Annotated in this window: 17 protein-coding genes; 9 read left to right on the top strand and 8 right to left on the bottom strand. The window is 44.9% G+C overall.

From position 1 onward, the window contains the following. Window positions 1-14: 14 nt before the first annotated feature. From hutU to hutC, 4 genes are all read right to left on the bottom strand, one after another. Window positions 15-1,709: a urocanate hydratase gene (gene hutU, locus BCU34_RS07470; protein ID WP_102480637.1), complete on the bottom strand. Its 1,695-nt coding sequence runs from the start codon at window positions 1,707-1,709 to the stop codon at window positions 15-17. Between the two features lie 66 nt (window positions 1,710-1,775). Further along, a complete protein-coding gene (hutG, locus tag BCU34_RS07465) occupies window positions 1,776-2,840 on the bottom strand; it encodes a formimidoylglutamase (RefSeq protein ID WP_102480636.1) in 1,065 nt (354 codons plus the stop codon). Continuing rightward, complete coding sequence (gene hutI, locus BCU34_RS07460; protein WP_102480635.1) at window positions 2,827-4,071, bottom strand: imidazolonepropionase; 1,245 nt, start codon at window positions 4,069-4,071, stop codon at window positions 2,827-2,829. Before hutI ends, hutG begins: the two co-directional genes overlap by 14 nt. Before the next feature lie 113 nt (window positions 4,072-4,184). Then, the gene (hutC, locus tag BCU34_RS07455; RefSeq protein WP_102480634.1) at window positions 4,185-4,898 is read right to left on the bottom strand and encodes a histidine utilization repressor; all 714 of its coding nucleotides are present in this window, start codon (window positions 4,896-4,898) and stop codon (window positions 4,185-4,187) included. A gap of 181 nt (window positions 4,899-5,079) precedes the next feature. Here hutC and BCU34_RS07450 point away from each other — a divergent pair, with 181 nt between their 5' ends. The 7 genes from BCU34_RS07450 (at window position 5,080) to BCU34_RS07420 (ending at window position 10,384) form a co-directional block, all read left to right on the top strand. Beyond that, window positions 5,080-5,823: a sporulation protein gene (locus tag BCU34_RS07450; RefSeq protein WP_102433123.1), complete on the top strand. Its 744-nt coding sequence runs from the start codon at window positions 5,080-5,082 to the stop codon at window positions 5,821-5,823. A gap of 383 nt (window positions 5,824-6,206) precedes the next feature. Continuing rightward, window positions 6,207-8,135: a threonine--tRNA ligase gene (gene thrS, locus BCU34_RS07445; protein ID WP_048659527.1), complete on the top strand. Its 1,929-nt coding sequence runs from the start codon at window positions 6,207-6,209 to the stop codon at window positions 8,133-8,135. Between the two features lie 2 nt (window positions 8,136-8,137). Further along, window positions 8,138-8,689 carry a translation initiation factor IF-3 gene (gene infC / locus BCU34_RS07440; RefSeq protein WP_076654893.1) on the top strand — a complete coding sequence of 184 codons (552 nt, stop codon included), beginning with the start codon at window positions 8,138-8,140 and terminating at the stop codon, window positions 8,687-8,689. 104 nt (window positions 8,690-8,793) lie between these two features. Beyond that, complete coding sequence (rpmI, locus tag BCU34_RS07435; RefSeq protein ID WP_004738430.1) at window positions 8,794-8,988, top strand: 50S ribosomal protein L35; 195 nt, start codon at window positions 8,794-8,796, stop codon at window positions 8,986-8,988. Window positions 8,989-9,030: 42 nt separating this feature from the next. Beyond that, a complete protein-coding gene (gene rplT / locus BCU34_RS07430) occupies window positions 9,031-9,384 on the top strand; it encodes a 50S ribosomal protein L20 (protein ID WP_004733517.1) in 354 nt (117 codons plus the stop codon). 204 nt (window positions 9,385-9,588) lie between these two features. After that, complete coding sequence (gene yqfB / locus BCU34_RS07425; RefSeq protein ID WP_102480633.1) at window positions 9,589-9,906, top strand: N(4)-acetylcytidine aminohydrolase; 318 nt, start codon at window positions 9,589-9,591, stop codon at window positions 9,904-9,906. A 40-nt stretch (window positions 9,907-9,946) separates the two neighbouring features. After that, window positions 9,947-10,384 (top strand): hypothetical protein, encoded by a 438-nt coding sequence (locus BCU34_RS07420; protein WP_048663542.1) that lies wholly within the window; start codon window positions 9,947-9,949, stop codon window positions 10,382-10,384. 104 nt (window positions 10,385-10,488) lie between these two features. Here the strand turns inward: BCU34_RS07420 and BCU34_RS07415 are convergent, their stop codons facing one another. From BCU34_RS07415 to BCU34_RS07400, 4 genes are all read right to left on the bottom strand, one after another. Further along, entirely contained in the window at window positions 10,489-11,727 is a 1,239-nt protein-coding gene (locus BCU34_RS07415) for a leucine-rich repeat-containing protein kinase family protein (protein WP_048669356.1), read from the bottom strand. 114 nt (window positions 11,728-11,841) lie between these two features. Continuing rightward, complete coding sequence (locus BCU34_RS07410) at window positions 11,842-13,416, bottom strand: ABC-F family ATP-binding cassette domain-containing protein (RefSeq protein WP_102480632.1); 1,575 nt, start codon at window positions 13,414-13,416, stop codon at window positions 11,842-11,844. 491 nt (window positions 13,417-13,907) lie between these two features. Further along, window positions 13,908-14,486, bottom strand: a complete 579-nt coding sequence (locus BCU34_RS07405; RefSeq protein ID WP_048663537.1) for a TetR/AcrR family transcriptional regulator — start codon at window positions 14,484-14,486, stop codon at window positions 13,908-13,910. Beyond that, window positions 14,483-15,919, bottom strand: a complete 1,437-nt coding sequence (locus tag BCU34_RS07400; RefSeq protein WP_102431645.1) for a coniferyl aldehyde dehydrogenase — start codon at window positions 15,917-15,919, stop codon at window positions 14,483-14,485. Before BCU34_RS07400 ends, BCU34_RS07405 begins: the two co-directional genes overlap by 4 nt. 561 nt (window positions 15,920-16,480) lie before the next feature. Here BCU34_RS07400 and speA point away from each other — a divergent pair. Beyond that, window positions 16,481-18,388 carry an arginine decarboxylase gene (speA, locus tag BCU34_RS07395; RefSeq protein ID WP_032500248.1) on the top strand — a complete coding sequence of 636 codons (1,908 nt, stop codon included), beginning with the start codon at window positions 16,481-16,483 and terminating at the stop codon, window positions 18,386-18,388. After that, on the top strand, window positions 18,388-19,314 hold the full coding sequence (gene speB / locus BCU34_RS07390) for an agmatinase (RefSeq protein ID WP_017105806.1): 927 nt from the start codon (window positions 18,388-18,390) through the stop codon (window positions 19,312-19,314). The genes speA and speB overlap by 1 nt, the downstream gene beginning before the upstream one ends. The last annotated feature ends 625 nt before the right edge of the window (window positions 19,315-19,939 follow it).

The raw sequence follows: 19,939 nt of genomic DNA, 5'->3' as shown, positions 1-19,939 counted from the left end.
GTTTTCTCCAGACATTAAAGGCGACGAAGTTCTTCGTTTAGCATAGGTAAATCAAGCTTCTGCTCTTTAGCACACTGCTTGGCAATATCGTAACCCGCATCAGCATGACGCATAACGCCAGTGGCCGGATCATTATGAAGTACACGAGCAATGCGCTGCGATGCATCTTCACTGCCGTCACAACAAATCACCATACCTGAGTGTTGTGAGAAGCCCATTCCAACACCGCCACCGTGGTGCAGAGAAACCCATGTTGCGCCACCTGCCGTATTTAGAAGGGCGTTCAATAGAGGCCAATCTGATACGGCATCTGATCCATCCATCATACCTTCTGTTTCGCGGTTCGGGCTCGCTACTGAGCCTGAATCTAGGTGGTCACGACCGATAACAACTGGTGCTTTTAGTTCGCCATTTTTAACCATTTGATTGAATGCTTGGCCTAAACGTTCACGATCTTTCAAACCAACCCAACAGATACGAGCGGGTAAGCCTTGGAACTGTATGCGTTCACGCGCCATATCTAGCCAGTTGTGTAGATGTGGGTTATCTGGAATCAGTTCTTTTACTTTTTGGTCTGTTTTGTAGATGTCTTCTGGGTCGCCAGATAGGGCAGCCCAACGGAACGGACCGACGCCTTCACAAAATAAAGGTCGTATATATGCAGGAACGAAACCTGGGAAATCAAATGCGTTTTCCACGCCTTCTTCAAGTGCCATTTGGCGAATGTTGTTGCCGTAATCTACGGTCGCAGCGCCACGGTACTGAAGATCTAACATAGCTTGAACTTGAATTGCCATTGATTGCTTAGCGGCTTTCACTACTTTAGCTTCATCAAGGGTTCGTTCTTGCGCTGCTTTCTCCATCGTCCAACCTTGTGGCAAGTAGCCGTTCAGTGGATCGTGGGCAGAGGTTTGGTCAGTCACTACGTCTGGCGTGATATTGCGTTCAACAAGCTCTGGGAATACGTCTGCTGCGTTACCAAGTAAGCCAACAGAGATAGGTGTGTCTGATTCTTTAATCATTGCCATCGCTTCATCGATGCTGGTGGCTTTTTTGTCGACATAGCCAGTGCGCAAGCGATAGTCGATTCGTGATTCATCACATTCAACCGCGATCATTGAGAAGCCAGCCATTGTAGCAGCGAGAGGTTGAGCACCACCCATGCCGCCAAGACCGCCAGTTAGAACCCATTTGCCGTTTGCTTCGCCTTGGAAGTGCTTCTTGGCAATCGCGACAAATGTTTCATAAGTACCTTGCACGATGCCTTGTGAGCCGATGTAGATCCAGCTACCTGCGGTCATTTGACCGTACATCATCAAGCCTTCTTTATCGAGCTCGTTGAAGTGCTCCCAGTTGGCCCAATGTGGAACAAGGTTAGAGTTAGCGATCAGTACGCGAGGTGCGTTTTTATGAGTCGGGAACACGCCTACAGGTTTACCTGATTGAACAAGTAACGTTTGATCGTCTTCTAAACGTTCTAATACTTCAACAATCTTGTCATAACATTTCCAATCACGCGCAGCGCGACCAATACCGCCATACACAACCAGTGCATGTGGGTGTTCTGCCACATCTGGGTCTAGGTTGTTCATCAGCATACGCAGCGGTGCTTCTGTTAACCAAGATTTAGCGCGCAAAGTGGTGCCATGAGGTGCGCGAATTTCGCGAGTCGTGTCGAGACGAGGGTCACTGTTGTGGTGTTCCGTCATTTTGGAATTCCTTCTGTTTCACGTTATATCGTTGTAGTTGTAGTTGTAGTTATCGGTATAGCTGGATTAGTCGCCTGCCATTGCACTGGCAATATCCCAACACAAACGAGCCGCCAATCGAGCCGTTTGGCCATCGACGTCGTAGTCTGGGTTATATTCCGCAATGTCCGCGATAATGAGTTTTTCACTGTGTTTGAAAATCTGTTCTAGAAAAGGAGCGAGTGCTTCATAGTTCACGCCTCTTGCCGCTGGTGCACTGACACCCGGCGCAGTCGCCGCAGGGAAGACATCGAGATCGATGGTGAGATAGAGGTAATCACACTCATCGATGAATTTTTGCAACTTAACCAATTGAGCGACTTGGTTTACTTGGGTCATATTGCGGTCGTGTTCATACCAAACGCCTAGTTGATCGGCTTTGTTGAACAGTGCTTTAGTATTGCTGGCTGCACTCACACCAAGACACGCGTAATGAAATGGCCACTGATGTGCATGGCAGTAATCGCTGATCTGGTTAAAAGGCGTGCCTGAACTCGGTTTAACGTCAGCGATGTCGCTTTCAAATTCACGAAGATCAAAGTGAGCATCAAAGTTAACGATGCCGATCTTAGGTTTGTGTATAAGCTGATCTTTATCAAGACGTTCAGCTTTATGGAGGCGTTCCGCTTGATGTAAATGCTCAGCGAGCCCTTGGAACGATGCCCAAGCCACTTCGTGACCGCCGCCAAGGGTAATCACTTTGCTGGTAGCTAAAGCATTGGCAATCAAAGAAGCACACTGCTTTTGACTGACTTCTAATTGACCATCATTGCACTCGATATCACCGAGATCCGCGATGTGTGCGTCACTGTGCCAAGCCATATTCGCCAACGCTTGACGAATCAGGTTAGGTGCTTGTTTCGCGCCCACGCGTCCTTTATTTCTGGCAACTCCGGCATCGCTGGCAAAGCCAACTAAGGCGATAGCGCTGTCAGTCAGCTCGTCACTTGAATCACTACTTTGCACTTGCTTGGTAATGTGATGAACGCGAGTGCCGAGTGCGCCATCTTCAAGATCATTGCGGCCATTCCACACAAAGTTATGCACGGTTTCTACGTTTTCTTGAATACCGTTGGATTTAGATTGAGTCATGACACACCTCGCCATTAACAATGCGTTTATGCAGATGAGGAACACCGACTTGATAACTTAGATCGGCAGGGTGCTCGATATTCCAGATCGCTAAATCAGCGACATAACCCACTTCGACTTTGCCTTTGGTTTGTGAGTCGCCAATGGCAGCGGCAGCATGACAAGTCACACCGCGCAACGCTTCTTCAGGCGTCGTGCCAAACAGGGTGCAGCTCATGTTCATCATTAGCGTTAGGTCAGCAAAAGGAGAAGTACCGGGGTTTAAGTCGGTCGCTATCGCCATCGGAATGTTGTGTTCGCGAAGTAGGGCAATAGGTGGCTGTTGAGTCTCTTTTAAGAAGTAGAAAGCGCCGGGAAGCAAGGTGGCAACTGTGCCTGATTCCGCCAGTGCTTTTACTCCGGTTTCATCAAGGTATTCAACATGGTCAACAGAGAGTGCGTCGTATTTTGCTGCAAGTGCGCTGCCACCCATATTCGAGAGTTGTTCTGTGTGGCCTTTAATCGCTAGCCCATGTGCTTTGGCAGCTGCAAAGACTCGTTCGGTTTGTTCTAGGTTGAAGCCGATAGATTCGCAGAACACGTCAACTGCATCAGCTAACCCTTGCTCTGCAGCTTTAGGGATAATCTCTTGGCAAACCAGGTCAATGTAACGATCGGGTTGTTCTTTATATTCTGGTGGTACAGCATGGGCAGCGAGGAGAGTAGTGGTGATCTTAATACAACGATGATTTTCTAACGCTTTAGCCGCACGTAACATCTTGAGTTCATCATCAAGCGTTAAACCATAGCCAGATTTTACTTCGATGCTGGTTACGCCACTTTTTAGCAGGCCATCGAGTCTCGGTAACGCCATTTCAACCAGTTCAGACTCTTGTGCTGCGCGTGTGGCCGTGACTGTCGCTAGAATACCGCCGCCTTGCTTAGCGATGTCGGTGTAAGACACACCATTCAAACGCTGTTCAAATTCGTTGGCGCGGTTGCCTGCAAATACAAGGTGAGTGTGGCAATCAATCAGCCCTGGGGTGACGAGCTTGTTTTTGCAGTCGTAGATGATGTGATCAACAGAGCGGCTAGCATTCGCAGTTTCACAATGAAGTGACCCATCGCTTGAGTGAGACAGGGATACGATCTCACCGTCTTCGATAACGATATCTCGAGGGGAAGAGGGCTGATAACCGTCGACTCCCGAACTCATGGAGACCACTCGTGCGTTTTTGAGGATCAAATTCATAATCACCTAGATCTTTGTTAAACATTAAATGTATATACAAATAAATAGGCTAAACGCTGACCTGAATCAAGTTGATGTTGCAAAAATGTGATCAGCGATCAGGATGATGTTCTTTAATCTAGGAGTATCTTGGAGCTTAATTTGTATTTAGAGCCAGGATGATAGAGCAATGCAAAGCTGATGAGGCGTTCTTTGCTCCATGTTCTTCTATTCAAAAGAAGGCAAGGCTCTGATTCAGAAAGCTTTAGTGATGTTCTGATTTGAGAGTCTGGAATAATGGCTTCAACCGTGTGCTCGATAGCACTTAGCGGGCAGCTTTTTGAAAGATATTCATTGGGGGTAGAGATTGAAAAGTCTTGCTCTAGATATTTTGGAGCGGCTTGAGAATTCACCCAACGAGCTTCCAGTTGTATCGGCGTATTGTCGGCAAAGTGGATGATTTCACTATAGAATACTTCTGCATTGTTCATCACGCCTAACCGTGTGGCGGTGCTTTCATCAGCCTTGATGCTATCGTGTTTGATCACTTGGCTAGTATACGTTTGGCCACGGTCTTTGATCTCTTGCGCGATATTGTTGATATCAAGTAGCGGAGATTGTGCTTTTTCGTCGGGCTCACAAACAAAAGTACCGAGCCTTGGCTTCCTGATGAGCTTGCCTTCAGACACAAGATCTCGAATGGCTTTATTCACCGTCATTCTACTCACGTTGAACTGTTCTGTGAGTTCGAGTTCGGTGGTAATTTGATAACCCACCGGCCAGTGACCATTGGTAATTTTGTCATCTATGAACTGTTTTATCTGAAGGTAGAGCGGCGCTTTCGACATAATGAAACCTTATTTGACTATACAAATAGAGTAACGGAATTTTTCACGATTTCAACATTTCCTCGGGCAATGTGACCTTATTCAACATAGATGGGGCAAATTGCTTGATTCTGTGAGGCAAGTGTCGCAAATTGTCACGCAATAACTATTCGTAAATCAGATAATTAGAAAGAGAAATAATATGTTTAAGAAATTAAAGGCCTCGTTGGGCATTGGTGCAGCAAAGGTTGATACCGTCTTAGATAATATTGAAGTTTTCCAAGGTGGCGAGTTGTCAGGCAATGTTCACATTGTTGGTGGCGACGTTGAGCAACAAATCGACCTGATTAACTTGGTTCTCAACACAGAAGTAAAAGTAGAAACAGAAGACAGCACTAGCTATGAAACTTTTTCACTCGGTCGTATTCAAGCCGTAGAGCCTTTCGTTATCCAACCGGGCGAAGCCAAACTGGTTCCATTCCGTCTTAAACTGAATGATGAAACGCCAGTCACCGCGTTGAACGCACAAATGAACCAATGCCATGTGTGGGTCGAAACCAATCTAGATATCGGCTTCGCGATTGATCCTAAAGACCGTGACTTTATCTCCGTACACCCACTGCCAACGGTCGCTAAAATCATCCAAAGTGTAGAAGCATCGGGCATGGCAATGGTGAAAGCAGACGTAGAGAAGGGCTTCTTAAAAGGCAACAGCTTTGCTTCTCGCTCTGGCTGTTACCAAGAGATTGAATTTCGCAGCGGCGGCTTTATGAATAACAAAGAGATCGAGCTGTCATTCATCGTAGATGGTTCTATGGTTCACTGCTTAGCAGAAATCGACCGCTCAATGAGCTTCCGTGGCGACCAATACATCTCATTCAGTTTGCCAGCTAACGCGGCCGACTCAGACATCCGCAACGCTGTATCAAGAATCATGAGTGCGTAGTTCCCTCTCTGTTAGTAGTTGCTCTGTCTATTAACAGAGACAAGACAATACAACTTCTAAAGCCGAACTTAACCGTTCGGTTTTTTTGTATTGTAGATAAAGCCAACGAATTACTGATTGAGCTATGGGTTAGGCGTTAGAAGGATCTATATAGAAGAGACATTTCAGTCATATAGTTTTGTGGTGCTGCGGGACTAACATTGTCATTTCATATTATTTCGTTACAATGTTTGGCTACTCACAAATGGGGCATCTGTATTTGCTTCTATGTGGGTATATTTATTATGCATATATCCCCAATCAGCGTACTAGTTGATTGAAAGACATATATTAAACATTTTCATGTGTTGCTTGGTGTGCAACACCACTGTAAAGGACAAATAATGCCAATTATTACTCTTCCTGACGGTAGTCAGCGTCAATTTGACAACCCTGTATCAACTCTAGATGTTGCCCTATCAATCGGTCCTGGTCTTGCGAAAGCAACCATTGCTGGTCGTGTAGACGGCGAGCGTGTTGATGCTTGTGATCTTATCGAAAACGATGCAAGCCTAGAAATCATCACAGCTAAAGATGAAGTTGATGGCCTTGAGATCGTTCGTCACTCTTGTGCTCACCTTTTAGGCCACGCGGTTAAGCAGCTTTTTCCAGAAGCGAAAATGGCGATCGGTCCTACTATCGATAACGGTTTCTACTACGATATCGACCTTGAGCACTCTCTAACGCAAGAAGATCTAGAAAAGATTGAAAAGCGCATGAAAGAGTTAGCGAAGACCAAGTACCAGGTTGTTAAGAAGAAAGTTAGCTGGCAGGAAGCGCGCGACGCATTCGAAGCTCGCGGCGAGACTTACAAGATTGAAATCTTGGACGAGAACGTTTCTAAAGACGATCGTCCAGGCCTGTACCATCACGAAGAATACATCGATATGTGTCGTGGTCCACACGTGCCTAACATGAGCTTCTGTCAGCACTTTACTCTACTTAACGTAGCGGGTGCTTACTGGCGTGGTAACAGTGACAACAAGATGCTTCAACGTATCTACGGCACTGCATTCCACGACAAGAAGGCGCTTAAAGCTCACCTTGTGCGCCTAGAAGAAGCGGCTAAACGTGACCACCGTAAAATCGGTAAAGCGCTTGACCTATTCCACATGCAGCAAGAAGCACCAGGCATGGTGTTCTGGCACCATAACGGTTGGACTATCTTCCGTGAGCTAGAAGTATTTATTCGTCAAAAACTGACTGAGTACGATTACCAAGAAGTTAAAGGCCCATTAATGATGGACCGTGTTCTTTGGGAACGCTCTGGTCACTGGGATAAGTACGCTGAAGCAATGTTCACAACTTCTTCTGAGAACCGTGAATACGCTATCAAGCCAATGAACTGTCCTGGCCACGTTCAAATCTTCAACCAAGGTTTGAAATCTTACCGTGATCTACCGCTACGTATGGCTGAGTTTGGCTCATGTCACCGTAACGAGCCGTCTGGCGCACTTCACGGCATTATGCGTGTTCGTGGCTTCACTCAAGATGATGCTCACGTATTCTGTACTGAAGACCAAGTTCAACAAGAAGTTAAAGCTTGTATTGATATGGTTTACGATACTTATACAACTTTCGGTTTCGAAAACATTGTTGTTAAGCTATCGACTCGTCCAGAACAGCGTGTAGGTTCAGACGAAATGTGGGACCGTGCAGAGGCTGACCTTAAGCAAGCGCTAGAAGCATTAGAGATTGCATACGAGATTCAAGAAGGCGAGGGTGCGTTCTACGGACCTAAGATTGAATTTACTTTGCATGATTGTTTGGACCGCGCTTGGCAATGTGGTACAGTGCAGCTCGATTTTGCATTACCAGAACGTTTAGGTGCTACTTACGTAGGTGAAGATAACGAGCGTCACACGCCAGTTATGATCCACCGCGCGATTTTAGGTTCACTAGAACGCTTCATCGGTATTCTTATTGAAGAATACGCTGGCTTCTTCCCAACGTGGTTGGCGCCAGAACAAGCAGTTGTCATGGGCATTACAGACAAACAGTCTGAATATGTACAAGAAATTACGAAAAAACTGCAAAAAAGTGGATTTAGAGTCAAAGCAGACTTGAGAAATGAGAAGATTGGCTTTAAAATCCGCGAACATACTTTGAAACGTGTACCGTTCATGCTTGTGTGTGGTGACCAAGAAATGGAAGCCGGCGAAATTGCAGTACGTACACGTAAAGGTAAGGACCTTGGCAAATTTAAAGTGGATGACTTTATTTCATACATCCAAGCCGAGGTTTCAAGCCGTAAGCTCAATCTGGAGGAATAGCTATTAAAGGCGGAAGACGTGGCCAACAACCGGCCAAACAAAACCAGCACCGTTTAAACGGTGACATTCGTGGCGTTCGTGAAGTGCGTCTAACTGGCGCAGACGGCGAAGCTGTTGGTGTAGTATCAATCGCTGAAGCGATGGAAGCTGCAAATGAAGCTGGTATGGATCTTGTAGAGATCAGCCCTAACGCCGAGCCGCCAGTTTGTCGTGTGATGGACTACGGTAAGTTCCTCTTCGAGAAGAGCAAAGCTGCGAAAGAGCAGAAGAAGAAGCAAAAGCAGGTTCAGATCAAGGAAATTAAATTCCGACCTGGAACTGATATTGGAGACTATCAGGTAAAACTACGCAACCTGACTGGTTTCCTAGAAGACGGCAACAAAGTGAAGGTAACAATTCGCTTCCGTGGCCGCGAAATGGCTCACCAAGAAATCGGTGTTGACGTTCTTAATCGTTTGAAAGCGGATACTGAAGAATTTGCAGTAGTCGAATCTTTCCCAACGAGAATTGAAGGTCGCCAGATGATCATGGTGTTGGCCCCTAAAAAGAAGTAATTAACGGCTTTGCAAGTAATTGAACCCTGCAGCCTCAGGTTGCGGGGTTTTATTCGCCCTAATTACTATGTTATTAACAACTCAACAATGCGGAGTTATTCATCATGCCTAAGATGAAAACCAACAAAGGTGCTGCTAAGCGTTTCCAGAAAACTGCTGGTGGTATTAAGTTTAAGCACGCTGGTAAACGTCACATCCTGACTAAGCGTACTACTAAGAACAAGCGTCAGCTACGTCCGAACTCGATCCTTCCTAAATGTGAAGTTGCTCAAGTTCTACGTATGATGCCATACGCTTAATTCTTTTTAGTTTATAAATTCGTTTAGTTTAGGAGAAGCATAATGCCTCGCGTAAAACGTGGTGTACAAGCTCGTGCACGTCATAAGAAAGTTCTAAAACAAGCTAAAGGTTACTACGGAGCACGTTCACGTGTTTACCGCGTAGCTTTCCAAGCAGTTACCAAAGCTGGTCAATACGCTTACCGTGACCGTCGCAACAAGAAACGTCAATTCCGTCAACTTTGGATTGCACGTATCAACGCGGCATCTCGTCAAAATGGTCTATCTTACAGCCGTTTCATCAATGGCCTTAAGAAAGCATCTATCGAGATCGACCGTAAGATTCTTGCTGACATCGCAGTATTCGACAAAGCAGCATTTGCTGTTCTAGTTGAAAAAGCGAAAGCATCTCTATAATTTAGAGTTAGCTTAAAGGTTTAAGAAAAGGAGAACTTCGGTTCTCCTTTTTTATTGCCTGCTATTTGGCTTTGCCGCATTCTCTCGCATCTCGCATCTCGCATCTCGCATCTCGCATCTCGCATCTAATTTTTTATTCGCTTGAACAAGCATTCTGGTATATAAACATTTACCTAACCTTTAAATGTTAAGCGACCGAGATAAATGACCGCACCTACTACTATGACGTTCTTCGAACGTTTTGAAACCGATATCCTTTCAGGCAAAAAGACCATTACTATTCGCGATGAATCTGAGCGCGATTACCAGCCGGGCAGTGTTGTAGAAGTATCCACGCTAGAGCAGGGACGTGTATTCTGTAATCTTAAGATCATTAGCGTTGAACCAATCCTGTTTGATGACTTAGGTGAGTTCCATGCTCAGCAAGAGAACATGTCGCTGCAAGTTCTGAAAGATGTGATTCAAGACATCTACCCAGGTATTTCTCAGCTGTATGTTGTCTCTTATGAGTTGGTAGCTTAAGCCAGATTGGATTAGATTGACTAGCTAGGGATGGCGATTTATGAGTAATAACCAGCAGACACTACTTCAGCTTTACTGTCGTGAACAGCAAGACCAAACGTTACTGTCTAAGAATGACCTTGATAGTGAACTGAGCGAGAGTGCCGATTATTTAAAGTGGTGCGAGAGCAAAAGAAACTTTGTTGAAGAAGATGTCTTAGGGCGTACTTGGGTAAAAAGTTGCCCAGCAGGGTATATTACTGAGGTTCACTTTCATTCGGATGGCAGTCTAACGGAATACCGCTTGTTTGATCGGTTTGAAACTCAAGGTCATTGGCTGTTGAAAAGCGGGTTGCTGCAAGTTGAAATCAGTAAAGGTGACAATCGTTACCAGTTTGATGCGGTTGCGTGTAAAGACTTGAATATCCACTCGGCGGTGGAATATAAAAACCAAGAGCTTCACTCCTACCTTAAGCTTGTTCAGGTGGAAGCTAGTTAACTCGGATTTGACTCATCAAGCTCCAAAAGCAAAAAAGCTAACGTCAAACGTTAGCTTTTTTCATTTCGATCGAACCTTGATTGGCTACTTAGGCTTGGCAGCCCTTATGCGTGATAGTTTTCAAGTTCCTTGTACAGTTCTGAATCTACGTCGTCAGTAGAGCAAACTGTCAACAGGTCTTCAATAAAACACTTGAGAGCGCGAGCTTCGATGCGTCGAATACCCTGTTGCTGCTCTTCAGTCAGGTAACCGTAGATAGTCGCCGCGCCAAAATCACCAAAGATCATTTGACCTTGTTCATTAACCAAGGTGTTGTGCGCATACAAGTCACCGTGGCAAACCTTGTTGTCATGCAGGTGATTAAATACATCAATCATTTGAGTAACGATGTTGTCGATTTGCGCGATTGGAAGTTCGAAACCTTCTGGGAAAGTATCACGCGTGCAAGTATCGAGTGTCGGTGGCAAGCCTAGGTTGTAATGGCAGCTTGGGATAAGCTCCATCACCAACGCAAGGTAATCTTGTTCGTCCACTTGCGCGATAGACTTCACTAAGTTGCTATGGTGACCAGCTTGAAGACACGCTTCGAGTTCATCATGTGGGTAACCGTCGCTTGTCACTTCGCCTTTGAATACTTTAACCGCCACTTCCTGAGGGAAATCAAAATCACTGTTTAACCAATTAGCATGAGATATCACGCCTGATGCACCTTGACCAAGCACTTGATTCAATGAGTAGCATTGCGAGCTTACTGCAGGCACGCTATCTAAGCTGCTCGGGTGTTTGCAAAATGGATTGCCCGCAAAGGCTAACCAAGCAAGTTTTGGTAGCTTAATAAGGAACTCAGGGAATTCAGTCAGTTGGTTTGCAGACAAGCGGACCAGTTCGAGGTTGGATAGGTCTTCCATACTCTCAGGTAAAGCGCGAAGCTGGTTGCCTGCGAGTGCTAGCTTTTGCAGTCTTGGTCTTTCACCCAGTGAGTTAGGCAGAACTTCGATGGCATTATCTGTCAGAATTAACCAGCGCAATTGAGCGGGTAGGGACTCTTCACTCACTGTTTTGATTTGGTTGGTCTTGAAACCGATCATTTCAAGCTTAGGAAGTGACCCAAGAACATCAGGAAGGTGCGTAAATAGGTTATTCGACGCAAAGATAATACGTAGATTAGTTAGCTGTGTTAACTCTTGTGGAAGCTCCGATAACTGATTCCCTGAAAGATCCAGAATCTCTAGCGAATCGGAGAGCTCTAAGATCTCTAATGGAAACTCGGTGAGACCTTCTGACAGTTTTAAGCGCTTAATACCTTTTAGTTGCCCTGATTTTAATTGTTCTAGAGTATGCAAACCTTAGCCTTATGAATAGATGTTCGAGGCGCGTAGTGTACTTGTCTCAAGTGAGAAAGGCGAGCACCGGAACGATGCTCGTTTAACTAAGCTTAGCGAATGAATTTACGAAGCTTAAAGTTGTATGTGATTTTGGCTTACGCCAACCTCCTCAACAAAATCGGTATCATGACTGACTAGGATGAACGCACCTTGATAGTCACGTAAAGCCGACGCCAATATTTGCTTTGAGTCGATGTCTAGGTGATTGTCTGGTTCATCGAGCAGCAGTAATGGCGAATCCTGTTTATGGCTGACGATCAACATCGCCAGTTTCATTTTCTCTCCACCACTTAGGTGAGCTACTTTGCGGTACACGGAGTCACGCCTAAATCCAATGCCAGCTAACAAGGTGCGTGCGTTACTTTCCGTCATGCTACAGCTATGTGCCATCAGGCTATCGAACATGGTGTCATTGGTGTCCAACAAACCAAAGTGTTGATCAAGGTACACCGTAGATCCTAAGCGTTTGATGGTGCCAGTGTAGTTCGAGTGCTCGTTGTGAATCGCTTTCAACAGTGTCGACTTACCACAACCGTTTGCACCGGTTAGATAACAGCGTTCACCTTGTGACAGAGAAAAGTGGATAGTAGTACCAGCCCCATACTCAAGTCGGCAATCTTCAACTGTTAATAGCGCGTTCTTTTTCTTGCTATTACTCTGCTGTAGATACAAGGCCTGAGGTTTCAGTTGCTCTTGCTGTTCTTTAAGAAACTGAAGCTTATCTTGATTTTGCTCCTTTAAGTTATTTTGACTAATGGCTGATGCTCCTTGCGTTCGTCCGGCTTTATCTTTCATCGCATCCAATAATATCTTGGGTTGGCTGCCTGACTTTCGCAGTCGGTTTCCTTGCGCCTCTCGCTGTTGTGCTTTTTCTTTGTTGGCTTGAGCTTGGCGTTCAAGTCGTCTCTTTTCGGATTGGTGATGCGTAATCTGCTTGTCCAATGCTTCATTTTGGCTCGACATTTGTTTGAAGTAGTCATCGTAGTTTCCTTTATAGAAACGTAACCCCAAACTGTTGAGATGGTAGATACCTTCCATGTGTCTCAACAGGCTTCGGTCATGGCTAACCATCAGTATTTTGCCTTCATATTGTTGGCACTGTTCTATTAACCAGCTACGCCCGTCATTGTCTAAATGATTCGACGGCTCATCGAGAATCAGTATGTCGTTATTTGATGTAAATAAGCGATGAAGTTGCAAGAGGGCAAGTTGGCCGCCGCTTAATGTGTTGCACGGTGTGGTTAACTCACTGGTTATTTTCAATGTAGCTAAAAGCTGTTGAGTGCTTTCTTGCAAACCCCAATCGTCGCCAACGATATTGAAGTGCTCAAGTTCGCAGCTACCTTGTTCGATAGCTCGCAAGGCATTGAGCTTTTCGTTGATACCTAAGAAGTCAGCAATGCTGATCGTGCTATCTAAAAGTTCTGAAGGCAACTGTGAGTAGAAACCAATCGAGCCTTGTCTAGACACACTCCAAGATGTCGGCTGCGCTTGCCCGGTGAGTAATGTAAGTAACAACGACTTTCCGGCTCCATTTCTTCCAACTAAGCCAGTTAATCGCGTGTTCAGATTAAAGGTGATGTCTTTAAATAACCACTCACCAGTATCGAGCTGAAATGAGAGATTATTGGCTAAAATAGTAGGCATAAAAATACCTCCCTTTACGTATAAACGAGTAAAAGGGGCGAGGCGCTTTTCTACATAGACTCCAACGTAGGACTCTAAGAATAGATCGCCCAAGACATTACTTAGGTAGATGACCAATCAAAGATAGAAAAGCTGTGCTGAGATGATTTCTGTCTTTGAGGTGCAGTTCTGCAAGATTCATGTTGTCAAAAGACGGATCTTTAAGAACTTGATTTGTCGCGAAAATAGATGACGAAGTAACGCCCACTAACCCCGAGTGTCCAAATGATTTTTATAAAAATAAATCGGATGTCAGGATGTTAGTACTTCATTATGGCGTTATTCTCTTTTGAAATGATGGTGGGATGTTACTGAAAGAGAGTGCTTAAAGTCAATATGATGACCTGATTAAAATGTATCCAAATAATTAAAGCGTCTCATGCCTATATAGATATAGCCATGAGGTGCTTTAGAGTGTTCTTTGAAAGCAAGAGCTTCAAATAATGTAAAAATTACAGGTTTTGTCCGCCGACAGCTCGCCAACACATGTCAAAGCTATCGCTGATGTACTTGGCTGACTGCTCTGGTGGTAACTCATTCTGCTCAATCAACCAGTTTGCACAAATCAAAAAATGGCTGTGGATGAAGTGCCTAACGAGATTAATGTCTAACACCATTAACTCACCGGCTTCCTGTCCTTTCAAAATGATATCATCGAGTGATGCGAACATCTGCGAGACAATGACTTCGCGAGTTTGAGTCGTTGGGTCAAAATGCACATTGGTGAAAAACTTCATGGCGACTGGGTTTTCTAATGCCCACTCAATCCCTGTCATCCACATGAATTTAAAGGCTTGATAGCGATTTTGTTCAGCGATTTCTGTGTGCTGAACAAGGGTAGAAAATAGCTCTATTTTCAGTTCACGAAACAGTTCATCAATCAGTAGAGATTTGTTCTCAAAGTGATGAAACAGCGTGGCTTTTGCTACCCCTGCGGTTTTCGCTATTTGACCTGTAGATGTGCCCTCTAACCCTTGTTGAGAGAAGAGTAGGAGCGCAGCATCTAGGATTTTTTGCCTTTTCGTAATCATCGATTCAGTACTTTGAACATCATTTTTTTGATTGGGTTGTTATATGGAGGGTGCATCAACTTAGTGAAATTGATTTTGCCTCGAGTCAATACGGTTTTCGCATGGCTGAAGGTTCTGAAGCCTTCAACACCGTGGTAGTGTCCCATGCCTGACGGACCAATACCACCAAACGGCGCGTCTTCTGCTGCGACATGTACTAGAGAGTCGTTAATACAAACACCCCCTGAATGAGTGTCCGATAGGAATAGGTCTTGAGTCTGTTTGTCGTGACTCATTAGGTACAGGGCAAGTGGACGTTCTCTTGTTGTGATGTAGCTGATTGCTTCTTCAATAGAATCATAAGGCACGATAGGAAGCACAGGACCAAACAACTCTTCTTGCATTGCCACCATGTCGTCATTCACTTCGGTGAGAAGGTGTGGCGTCATTCTGTGGTTCACGTCGTCTTGCGCTTGTTCGGTGACAGTATGTACTACAGCACCTTTTGATTGCGCATCTTCAACCACACCTTTTAATCGATTGTACTGACGCATGTTAACCACTGAGGTTAAGTCTTTGCTCTCAATTCCCGCTTTATACAGCTTCTTGAAGTAGCGTTTATAAGCCGTGATAAATGCATCGACTTTTTCTCTTGGCAGCAAGATGTAGTCAGGCGCGACACAGATTTGGCCTGCATTTAAGCTTTTTGCAAACAGGATACGTTCAACAGCGTCAGCCACATCAAAGTCAGGGGCGATGATGGTTGGAGACTTTCCGCCAAGCTCAAGTGTCACTGGCGTTAAGTTCGCGGCAGCGGCTTTCATGACGTGCTTACCTACCGCGGTTGAGCCTGTGAATAGGATATGGTCAAACGGCAGCTGGCTGAATTTCGCGGAAACATCGGCTTCACCTTCGATGATCGCCACTTGATCTTCACTAAAGCCTTCAGCCAACATCGCTTTTAAAACACGGTTGGTTGCAGGGGTAAACTCAGACATCTTAAGCATTGCAGTGTTACCTGCGGCCAATGCTGTGATGAGAGGCCCTAAAGCGAGCATCACCGGGAAGTTCCAAGGCACGATGATGCCAACCACACCTACCGGTTGATAATGCACAGTAATCTTGGCTGGTGTTAGCATCAAGCCGGCTTTTCGACGTGAAGGCTTCAACCACTTCTTAAGGTTTTTATCACTGTAATTGATCTGGTGTAGGGAAGGGGTGATGTCAGCAATTAAACTGTCGTGCTTTGCTCGATGGCCATAATCTTCTGATACCGCTTCAATTAACTGCTCTTGGTAGCGCATTAATAGTTTTTTCAAGACTGAGAGATCATTTCGTCTCTGCTCAAGTGTTGGATTAACGTTGTTACGGTAGTGATCTTGTTGTCGGTTGAACAGTTGATCCATGTCGTTGGTGCTTGACGTGTTTGGTTCAAGGTCTAGATTATGGCTCATAGTATCCCCTAAATTCGAAGGCTGACCGATTGGTCGGTCAGTTGAAATTACAAGAATATCCAACCGAATACAAGATGCGCGCAAGAAAAGTTCAATAATTGAGCGGCTACAACATTGAATTGGGCGATTTTTAGTAGGAAGAATGAAGTATTAGTAGGCATCGAATCGAGGGATACAAGCCGTGTTGGTGATAGCGAGAGTTGTGATCGGGAAGTGCGCATGTTTGTCACAAACCTGACTTAATATCACCAAATTAGCCAAGAATTTTAGGTGCAAATGCTATTTTATTCACCTAATTTTTTATGAGAAAGTGCTTTATATTTAATGCGCTTCAGCCTGCTTTTTGCCCTAAAACCTTGTAATTCCTTATCTGTCATTTTAAGTCGATCGGTCGATAAAAAAACGTAATCGTAACCACAAATATCTATGGTTGGACTCGCTCTTCATAATATCGGTTAATGCAGCCAACAAATCGTTTTTGAGCGTTTTTTGTTGGGTTATACCTCGCTATTCCAAAGAGGTATCTTCTGTCGATGGCCCTATAGTGTGAGGTCTCTAGAATTGGAAAATTCGGTTAATTTGGAACGCATCCGTGCTGAGTATAATGTAAAGCACTGGAGCCAAGGTTTTTATGGAATTGATGACAACGGTGAAGTGTATGTTTCACCGAGCGAAACGGATCATCAAGTTCCCCTCAGTAAGATCGTAAAACAGTTAGAGCAAAGAAATATTGGTTTACCTGCTCTTGTGCGTTTTCCTCAAATAGTGCATCAACGTGTGCACAATATCTGTAACGCATTCAACCAAGCGATCGACGAATATCAGTACGATAACCGTTACCTACTTGTTTACCCGATTAAAGTTAATCAACAAAAAGAAGTGGTTGACGAGATCTTAGCGAGCCAAGCTCAATTAGAGCAGAAGCAACTAGGTCTAGAGGCGGGCAGCAAACCAGAACTATTAGCGGTATTGGCGCTGGCTCAAAAAGCGAGCTCTGTGATCGTATGCAACGGTTACAAAGACAGAGAATACATCCGTCTTGCGCTTATTGGCGAAAAGCTAGGCCACAAAGTATTTATCGTTCTAGAGAAATTGTCAGAGCTTGATCTTGTTCTTTCTGAAGCGAAAGCGCTTGGCGTTAAACCTCGTTTAGGTTTGCGTATTCGCCTTGCTTCTCAAGGTGCAGGAAAATGGCAAGCAAGTGGTGGTGAGAAGTCGAAATTCGGATTGTCTGCATCACAAGTACTTACCGTTATTGAACGCTTGAAAGCCGAAGACCAATTGGATGTTCTAGAGCTAGTACACTTCCACCTTGGCTCGCAAATGGCGAATATTCGTGATGTGCGAAATGGTGTGAGTGAGGCGGCTCGCTTTTACTGTGAACTGCGTGATATCGGTGCTCAACTAAAGTTTTTAGATGTTGGTGGTGGTTTAGCGGTCGACTACGACGGCACACGCAGCCAATCTTCAAACTCAATGAACTACGGCTTGCTTGAGTACGCTCGTAACATCGTGATGACAGTGGGGGACATTTGTAAGCTCTACAATCAGCCACAACCTGTGATCATTTCGGAGTCTGGTCGCTCACTGACTGCGCACCATGCCGTGCTAATCACCAACGTGATTGGTACTGAAAGCTACTCGCCGGAAGACATGGCAGCGCCAGAAGCCGACGCACCACTGTTGCTAAACAACATGTGGAAGAACTTCTTGGAGTTAGATGCAGGCAATGATGACCGCGCGCTGATTGAGATCTACAACGATACGCAAAGTGATATCGCAGAAGCACACAACCAATTTGCGACAGGCATGCTGAACCTTCAGCACCGTGCTTGGGCAGAGCAGATGTCTTTGCGCATTAACTACGAACTTAGCTCTCGCATGAGTACTAAGAACCGTTACCACCGTCCAATCTTGGATGAGTTGAGCGAGCGTTTGGCTGATAAGTTCTTCGTTAACTTCTCACTGTTCCAATCATTGCCTGATGCTTGGGGTATCGATCAGGTGTTCCCAGTATTGCCTCTTAGTGGTTTGGATAATGCTGACGAGCGACGCGCTGTGGTGTTGGACATCACATGTGATTCTGACGGTACGATTGATCAGTATGTTGATGGTCAAGGTATTGAAACAACGCTGCCAGTTCCTGCATGGAACCCTGATGAACCATATTTGATGGGCTTCTTCCTAGTAGGCGCATACCAAGAGATCTTGGGTGATATGCATAACCTATTTGGTGATACGCACAGTGTAGTGGTCAACGTTGACGAAAGCGGTGAAGCGAACATCGATTACATTAACGAAGGCGACACGGTTGAAGACATGATGCGTTATGTTCATATCGATATGGACCTAATTCGCCAGAACTACAAAGAATTGGTAACGGCGAAAGTACCAGCTCAAGAGCAGCAAAGCGTACTTGAAGAGTTAGAGCAAGGCTTGATGGGTTACACCTATCTTGAGGATTTTTAATGAACGATCTATTTACGAAACCAGATTACTCACTGTACTCCAATGCGATGACTTTCATGCGCCGTCCATTGGTGCAGAACCCAATCGATAACGATGCTGATGTGGTGGTGTTGGGCGCGCCGTTAGATATGGCGACATCTGGTCGTCCGGGTGCACGTATGGGACCTGATGCGATTCGCCGTGCGTCGGTGAACTTGGCATGGGAAGGCAAGAAGTTTCCGTGGGACTTCAATGTATTTGAACATACCTCGGTGATTGATGCTGGCGACCTTGTGTTTGATTGCGGTGACGCAGAAGATCTAACTCAACGTTTAGAAGCGGCTGCTGATGCGATTCTAAATAGTGGTAAAACTCTGTTAGGTTTAGGTGGCGATCACTTCATTACACTGCCTTTGCTTAGAGCATATGGCAAGAAGTACGGTGAGATGGCTCTGATTCACTTCGACGCGCATACTGACACTTACAGTCAGGGCAGTCGTTACGATCATGGTACTATGTTCTACCATGCGCCAAATGAAGGTTTAATTTCGCCTGAACATTCAGTTCAAATTGGTATTCGTACAGAGTATAAGCAGGAAGGTCACGGCTTTAACGTTATTAACGCGATGCAAGCGAACGACATGAGCGTGGACGAGATCATTGCTCAAGTGAAAGGCATTGTTGGTGATAAGCCAGTTTACCTAACGTTTGATATCGACTGTCTGGATCCTGCTTTTGCACCGGGTACCGGCACGCCAGTGTGTGGTGGTTTGAATTCAGATAAAGTGCTCAAAATCATCCGTGGCTTACAAGGTATCAACATGGTTGGTATGGATGTGGTAGAAGTGTCTCCAGCCTATGACCAAAGCGAGATTACAGCATTGGCTGGTGCGACGATTGCTCTCGAACTACTTTACGTTTGGACGGCGAACCGCCTCGCTAAATAGTAGTGTGTCATTGCTAACAGCATAACGTTATATACTGATTTTAAAGCCCATTAAGGTTTAACTTAGTGGGCTTTTTTGTTTTTGGTGGTGGACAAATAGAGTAACTCATCGTTGGAAATGAGCAGTTTCTCCCTGTTATGAACTAATGCGCTATCAGGTGTGCCTTATGCAAGTCGTTTAATTGACTCTGGATAGAAATACATCATCTTTACTCTGGTTGCTGTCTCAAATGTGGGACTTACCTCTGCTTTGCTGTCAACGCATAACTCACCTCTATTAATGCCCCATATTCGCTAATGATTTATCAACCTTATTACTGTATATATTTATAAAACGAAGAGGTGCAATTACATTGTGCGTTTATTTGCATATAAATCAGCATCCTACTAACTTTTAACTCAGGTTTTCAAATCCCAGCCACAATACCTAGATTTGTGAAAAGACGTCTCGTCGCACAGACATGGCATTTTTTATGGGGAAGACTAGGCTTAAGGGTAAGTAAACTATAAAAAAACAGGTGAAATACTTCTCTCTTTTCAAGCAGATTGGGCATAACAATGGATTGCCATTGATGAGAGCTAAATATGTGTTTAATTAAAACCTGAAATTGCTATTACAAATAATT

It is taken from the genome of Vibrio sp. 10N.286.45.E10, from assembly GCF_002874195.2.
GTDB classification, from domain to species: Bacteria; Pseudomonadota; Gammaproteobacteria; order Enterobacterales; family Vibrionaceae; genus Vibrio; species Vibrio crassostreae.
The sequence above is the reverse complement of the archived record's forward strand: the minus strand, read 5'-3'. Positions and strand labels throughout refer to the sequence as shown.

Excerpts from the sequence above, each read along its gene's own strand:
- BCU34_RS07420 (WP_048663542.1), top strand. The coding sequence starts at position 9,947 with ATGAGTAATAACCAGCAGACACTACTTCAGCTTTACTGTCGTGAACAG.
- rpmI (WP_004738430.1), top strand. The coding sequence starts at position 8,794 with ATGCCTAAGATGAAAACCAACAAAGGTGCTGCTAAGCGTTTCCAGAAA.
- hutC (WP_102480634.1), bottom strand. The coding sequence starts at position 4,898 with ATGTCGAAAGCGCCGCTCTACCTTCAGATAAAACAGTTCATAGATGAC.
- speB (WP_017105806.1), top strand. The coding sequence starts at position 18,388 with ATGAACGATCTATTTACGAAACCAGATTACTCACTGTACTCCAATGCG.
- hutU (WP_102480637.1), bottom strand. The coding sequence starts at position 1,709 with ATGACGGAACACCACAACAGTGACCCTCGTCTCGACACGACTCGCGAA.
- hutI (WP_102480635.1), bottom strand. The coding sequence starts at position 4,071 with ATGAATTTGATCCTCAAAAACGCACGAGTGGTCTCCATGAGTTCGGGA.
- BCU34_RS07400 (WP_102431645.1), bottom strand. The coding sequence starts at position 15,919 with ATGAGCCATAATCTAGACCTTGAACCAAACACGTCAAGCACCAACGAC.
- thrS (WP_048659527.1), top strand. The coding sequence starts at position 6,207 with ATGCCAATTATTACTCTTCCTGACGGTAGTCAGCGTCAATTTGACAAC.
- BCU34_RS07410 (WP_102480632.1), bottom strand. The coding sequence starts at position 13,416 with ATGCCTACTATTTTAGCCAATAATCTCTCATTTCAGCTCGATACTGGT.
- hutG (WP_102480636.1), bottom strand. The coding sequence starts at position 2,840 with ATGACTCAATCTAAATCCAACGGTATTCAAGAAAACGTAGAAACCGTG.
- rplT (WP_004733517.1), top strand. The coding sequence starts at position 9,031 with ATGCCTCGCGTAAAACGTGGTGTACAAGCTCGTGCACGTCATAAGAAA.
- BCU34_RS07405 (WP_048663537.1), bottom strand. The coding sequence starts at position 14,486 with ATGATTACGAAAAGGCAAAAAATCCTAGATGCTGCGCTCCTACTCTTC.
- BCU34_RS07450 (WP_102433123.1), top strand. The coding sequence starts at position 5,080 with ATGTTTAAGAAATTAAAGGCCTCGTTGGGCATTGGTGCAGCAAAGGTT.
- yqfB (WP_102480633.1), top strand. The coding sequence starts at position 9,589 with ATGACCGCACCTACTACTATGACGTTCTTCGAACGTTTTGAAACCGAT.